5 protein-coding genes, 1 pseudogene and 1 other annotated feature are annotated in these 6043 nt (G+C 30.0%); of the genes and pseudogenes, 5 read left to right on the top strand and 1 reads right to left on the bottom strand.

Annotation, left to right across the window (positions count from 1 at the left end; translation table 11 throughout):
- The 5 genes from BUB51_RS11845 to BUB51_RS11825 form a co-directional block, all read left to right on the top strand.
- Nucleotides 1–288, top strand: a 288-nt coding sequence (locus BUB51_RS11845; RefSeq protein ID WP_073197981.1) for a hypothetical protein, incomplete at its 5' end; no start/stop codon positions are given.
- Between the two features lie 103 nt (nt 289–391).
- Nucleotides 392–590: a binding site (T-box leader), on the top strand.
- Between the two features lie 57 nt (nt 591–647).
- On the top strand, nt 648–1922 hold the full coding sequence (gene serS / locus BUB51_RS11840; RefSeq protein WP_073197979.1) for a serine--tRNA ligase: 1275 nt from the start codon (nt 648–650) through the stop codon (nt 1920–1922).
- Nucleotides 1923–1985: 63 nt separating this feature from the next.
- Nucleotides 1986–4685, top strand: a complete 2700-nt coding sequence (locus tag BUB51_RS11835; RefSeq protein ID WP_073197977.1) for a sigma-54-dependent transcriptional regulator — start codon at nt 1986–1988, stop codon at nt 4683–4685.
- 265 nt (nt 4686–4950) lie between these two features.
- Complete coding sequence (locus BUB51_RS11830; RefSeq protein WP_035162442.1) at nt 4951–5217, top strand: HPr family phosphocarrier protein; 267 nt, start codon at nt 4951–4953, stop codon at nt 5215–5217.
- A 136-nt stretch (nt 5218–5353) separates the two neighbouring features.
- Complete coding sequence (locus BUB51_RS11825) at nt 5354–5656, top strand: PTS sugar transporter subunit IIB (RefSeq protein ID WP_073197976.1); 303 nt, start codon at nt 5354–5356, stop codon at nt 5654–5656.
- A 187-nt stretch (nt 5657–5843) separates the two neighbouring features.
- Here the strand turns inward: BUB51_RS11825 and BUB51_RS11820 are convergent.
- Nucleotides 5844–6043 (bottom strand): annotated as a pseudogene (locus BUB51_RS11820) (IS110 family transposase); the annotation flags it as partial.

Here is a 6043-nt window from a genome sequence, read left to right as displayed (position 1 = left end):
GAAGATTTTAAAAGTACAAAATACAACTTTATAGTATTTCATATAGTTATGTTATTGATAGGATATATGTATTTTCAAATATACAAAAACACAGAAGAAGGGCAAAAGTATGCCAAAAAAAGTTTACCAGTAGCTATAAAGAAGTATGTATGTAAAAAAGAAAAGAAAGTAATAATCTACAGGGGTAGGTACTTTGCAATCTTCAACTTCCTAGAATTTATAAAATTGTATAGTTCTTGTAGCGAAGAGATTCAATCACTCCTTGATCCTATTTTAGCTTTAGTATAGCATAGATGAATTTAATTTTTCATATTACGAATTGAAGATTAGTAAAAAAATCACTTGAAAAAGATTACTTTGTATGGTAAAATTATGCTCAAAAATAGATAGGAAAAAGGCTTTGAAGGGAAATAGTAGATAATTTGCTTTCTAAAAGAGAGCCGATGGTTGGTGGAAATCGGTGGAAGCGGTTATCGAATCCGTCCCGGAGCTTTTTACCAAAAAGTAAAACCGATGCACCGGTTATAGTGCACGAAAGTGAGCTTAAAGCTAACTAGGGTGGCAACGCGGGAGAATTTCTCGTCCCTAAATGATATAGGGATGGGAATTTTTTTTTAATAAAGATAATAAAAGAGGAGGGATTCTCTATGTTAGATATTAAAAGAATAAGAAATAATCCAGATGAAGTGAGGAAAGCTCTAGAAAAAAGAGGTTTAGGTTCAGAAATTGATGAGGTATTAAAACTAGATGAGAAGAGAAGAAAACTATTAGTTCAAGTTGAAGAAATGAAGGCGAAACAAAATGCCGTGTCAAAAGAGATACCAAAGCTTAAGAAAGAAGGAAAAGATGTTTCAGAAGTACTAAATGAAATGAAAGAATTATCTCAAAAAATTAAGGATATTGATGTATTAGTTAAGGAAATTGATAATCAATTAAGAGAAGCTTTATTAAGAATACCTAATACGCCCCATCCTGATATTCCGATAGGAGATAGTGATGAAGATAATGTTGAGATTAGGAGATGGGGAAATCCTACAAAGTTCGATTTTGAGCCAAAAGCTCATTGGGATATCGGTGCTGATTTAGATATATTAGATTTCGAGAGAGCTTCTAAAATTACAGGTTCGAGATTTGCTCTATTCAAAGGGTATGGAGCAATGCTTGAAAGAGCATTAATCAACTTCATGATAAACTTGCATACTAAAGAACATGGATTCAAAGAAATAATGCCGCCATTTATGGTAAATAGAGATAGTATGACAGGAACAGGCCAGCTTCCTAAATTTGAGGGAGATGCTTTTAGACTACCTAGTAAAGACTTCTTTTTAGTTCCTACAGCAGAAGTTCCTGTAACTAATATACACAGAGATGAAATATTAAAAGAAGAAATGCTGCCAATATACTATGTTGCTTATACACCTTGTTTCAGGCAGGAAGCAGGTTCAGCGGGAAGGGATACTAGAGGCCTTATTAGAAATCATCAATTTGATAAAGTTGAATTAGTAAAAATAGTTAAACCAGAGAATTCATACAGCGAATTAGAAACGTTAACTAATTGTGCCGAAAAAGTTTTACAGCTTTTAAAATTACCATATAGAGTAGTAGAACTATGTTCTGGAGATTTAGGATTTTCATCTGCAAAAACTTATGACATAGAAGTCTGGATGCCAAGTTATAACAGATATGTTGAAATATCATCTTGTAGTAATTTTGAAGATTACCAAGCAAGAAGATTAAATATGAAATATAGACCAAATGGTAAAGGAAAGGTAACATTTGTTCATACATTAAATGGTTCTGGATTAGCGGTAGGAAGGACATTTGCAGCAATACTTGAGAATTACCAACAAGAAGATGGAAGTGTAGTTATACCAGAAGTGTTAAGACCGTATATGGGTGGATTAGAAGTAATTAAGAAATAATTTAAGGTATCAGGACATTCCTGATACCTTATTTCAAATTTGTATAAATCCGGAGGGATTTTTATGAAGAAGATTGATCAGGTTTATGAGATTTTAATTGAACTCGAGGAAAAAGAGAAGAGAGGAATTTCTGCAATTGAAATAAGTAAAGTTTTAGGTACTGATAGAGCCAATATTAGTAGATATTTAAATAAACTATATAAAGATCAGAAAGTAGAAAAAATAAATGGAAGGCCTGTGCTTTATAAAGCTATAAAGTCAGAATCAATTTATAAAAGAACTGTTGAAAACAATAATAGTTTAGATAAAATTATTGGAGCTCAGTTAAGTCTTCGAACTCCTATTCAACAGGCTAAGGCAGCAATTTTGTATCCCCCAAATGGACTCCATACATTGATTTTAGGAGAAACGGGAGTAGGTAAGTCTATGTTTGCAGAATTAATGTATCAATTTGCAAAAGAGGCGAAAGTAATCCCAGAAGATGCTCCTTTTATTCAATTTAATTGTGCGGATTATGCTGAAAATCCTCAGTTAATTATATCTCAAATTTTCGGAGTAAAAAAAGGAGCATATACTGGAGCAGACAGAGATAAAGAAGGTTTACTTAAAAAAGCTGATTCTGGAATATTATTTCTTGATGAGGTACATCGTTTGTCGCCTCAGGGACAAGAAATGTTATTTACATATATTGACAAAGGATTTTTTAGACCATTAGGAGAAACGGAAAAAGTTATTTATGTAAATGTACGTATTATTGCTGCTACAACCGAAGACCCCCAATCATACTTACTTAAAACGTTTACAAGAAGAATACCTATGACTATTGTTCTTCCTTCGCTAAAGGATAAGGGAATGATGGAAAGATACAGTTTAATTGAAAGTTTTATTAAAGAGGAATCAAAACGAATAGGGAAAAGTATCTATATAAATAAAAATTCCTTAATTTCATTGCTTTTATATGATTGTCCTAATAATATTGGTCAACTTAAGAGTGATATACAATTGGCATGTGCTAAAGCATTTGTAAACTATAAGTCAAAACAAGAAGAATATATACTGATAACTCAAGCGGATCTTCCACAACATGTAAAAAGAGGTTTAATGAAGATTAAACAAAATAGAGAAGATATTGAGCGTATTTTTGAAGGGAAAGGAGATATTTTGAGATTTTATTATAAAGACGATAAAGGATATGAGATAAATTATCAATATAATGACAATGAAGGTTTTTATGATATAATCGAAAAAAAACTTGAAGATTTAAAAAATACAGGAACAAAAGATGAAGAGATAAATCATATTATTAATTTAGCTATTGAAAGCCATTTTCAAAAATATATTAAAAATCTTTCATTGAATATAAAAAAGAAGGAAATATCAGAGATAGTTAACATGGAGATTTTACAGGTAGTCGAAGAAATATTAAGTTTTGCTAGTAAAAGGCTTAAAAAAGAATATGATGAAAAAATATATTTTGGATTAGCCCTCCATCTTCATGGATGTATAGAAAGACTTAAAAATGGTAATAAGATTTATCATCCTAAATTAAATATGATTAGAGTTGAATATCCTGATGAATTTTTAGTTGCAATGGAAATAGCTAAAATTATCGATAATAAATTTAATATTGAAACACCTCTTGATGAGATAGGTTATTTAGCTATGTTTTTAGCATCTAATACTCTGGATAGTGAAGACGAAGAAAAAGATAAAGTTGGAATTTTAGTAATTATGCATGGAAAATCTACCGCGAGCAGTATGGTTGAGGTAGCTAATACATTAGTGGGGGTGCAGCATGCAAAAGCTTTAGATATGCCTCTCAATATGAAACCTCAAGTTATGTATGAAATTGTAAAGCAGCATGTAAGAGAAATGGATAGAGGAAAAGGTATAATATTAATGGTTGATATGGGTTCTCTTACTAACTTTGGAGATATGATTTACGAAGAAACAGGTATAATTGTGAAAACTATAGATATGGTTAGTACGCCTATGGTTATTGATGCATGTAGGAAAGCAGTTTTAGGTCGTGAGCTTGATGAAATTTATACGAGTTGTAGAGAAATGAATTTTTATAATAAACCTATTGAAAGGAAAAGTGATTTAAATAAAAAAAATATAATAATAACTGCATGTTTTACAGGAGAAGGTGCATCTGAAAGATTAAAGAGAATTATACAGGAGAAATTACATGAAAAGAACAGTATAGAAATCATTCCATTGAATATTTTAGATAGAAGAGAATTTCTATGCAAAATTAATCAATATAAAGAAAAACATAAGATATTGGCCATTGTAAGTACTATAGATATTCATCTAGACGGAATACAATTTATATCAGCAACTGAAGTGTTAAATGGAGAAGGAATAAAGAAAATTATGGATATAGTAAAGGAAGAGGAAATGTATTTAAATGTCGGTAAGTCATTAAAAGAACATATGAAGTATATTGATGGTGGAAAAATTGTAGATGATTTAAGATATACTATAGATGATATTCAGGTAAAATTGAATATACAAGTAGTAGACGAAGTGAAAATAGGAATTATATTACATTTAAGCTTTTTAATTGATAAATTATGCGGGGGAGGAAAAGAGGTAAATTTTCATAATTTGGAGGAGTATAAAGATCAGTATAGTAGAGAGCTTATTATTATAAAGGATTGTTTAAGGCCATTAGAAAGAAATTATAATATTGAAATTGGTGAAAATGAGTTAGCTTATATTTGTAAAATGTTTTTATTAAACAGAGAAGATATGTAAAGTACTGTATAAAAATCGTATATTGTGTAAAGTGTGTAAAATAGTGTGTAGCGTTATTACACACTATTTTTATTCTAAAAATAAGTATACAAGCATTTTTTTAAAGTTCCTAACAATATTTTATCTTGGAAATTGGCTTAAAATCTAGTTTTTATAAAATTAAAAATTAGCTGAAAGAAATTTGAAAAATAATTAATTTTGGCATCATTTATGCTTATATAAAATGGTGTATGGAAAATAGAAAGGAGGGAAGTATGTTTTAAAGATGAAGAAATTAACTATAGTCTTGAATAATAAATATGGATTACATGCAAGACCAGCTGGTTTATTTGTCAAAACAGCAAATAAGTTTAAATCAAGTATAACGATAAAGAAGGATGGTAAATCAGCAAATGGAAAGAGTATCATGGGTATTTTAGGGATAGCAGCTTCTAAAGGAGATGAATTAGAAATCATTGCAGAAGGGTGCGATGAAGTAGAGGCAATTAATGAAATAAGAGCATTATTTAATTCAATACTCATACATGAGTAATTTAAAATTTATATGAAAGGAGGTTTGGATGCAATTATAGGAAGTTAGATTAAAAAATATCATTTTTATTCATATGAGGAAAACGTTATTAGAGACATAATAGAAGTGTAAACAAAATTTACAGGGAGGATTATTTATGAAAAAGATTATGCTTGTCTGTTCTGCAGGTATGTCGACTAGTCTAATGGTTGAAAAAATGAAGGAAGCAGCACAAAATAGAAATATTGAAGTTGAGATTTTTGCGGTACCTGAGGCTGAAATAAAAAATCATAATGATGTAAATGTCATTCTTTTAGGACCACAGGTTAGATTCTTATTAAATAAGCTGAAAACAATGATGGAACCAAGAGGTATTCCAGTTGCTGTTATTGATAGTATCAAATATGGAACAATGAATGGTGATGCAGTTCTTGAAGACGCATTGAGATTAATAGATTAATCGAGCAATTATTTATTATGTATGTTTATAGTTTATCGTATAAAATTATAAAAATATAAAAAAGACCAGCTATTAAATGTCAAGTAACAAAATCGAAAAAAAGTATTATAATTAAACAACTAAAAATAGGCATGACAAAAAGAGGTTATTAGTTTTAATAACCCGAAGGATAATTATTCATATTTAATTAAGCCATTGGAGTGTATTCTTTATTGTCACGCATTACAGCATAAATTATATAGGTTAACTTTCGAGCGACAGCTCCTATGGCAGTTAAATGATGTTTACCTTCAGACCTTTTCTTGTTGTAATAATTATTTAAAACAGGGTCATTAAATGCAGCAACTGTAGCAGCTATCCATATGGCTCGTCTAAGGTATGGAGAAC

The organism is Caloranaerobacter azorensis DSM 13643 (assembly GCF_900129995.1).
Classification (GTDB): domain Bacteria; phylum Bacillota; class Clostridia; order Tissierellales; family Thermohalobacteraceae; genus Caloranaerobacter; species Caloranaerobacter azorensis.
Note: the sequence above shows the minus strand (reverse complement) of the source record. Positions and strands in the feature narration are given on the sequence as shown.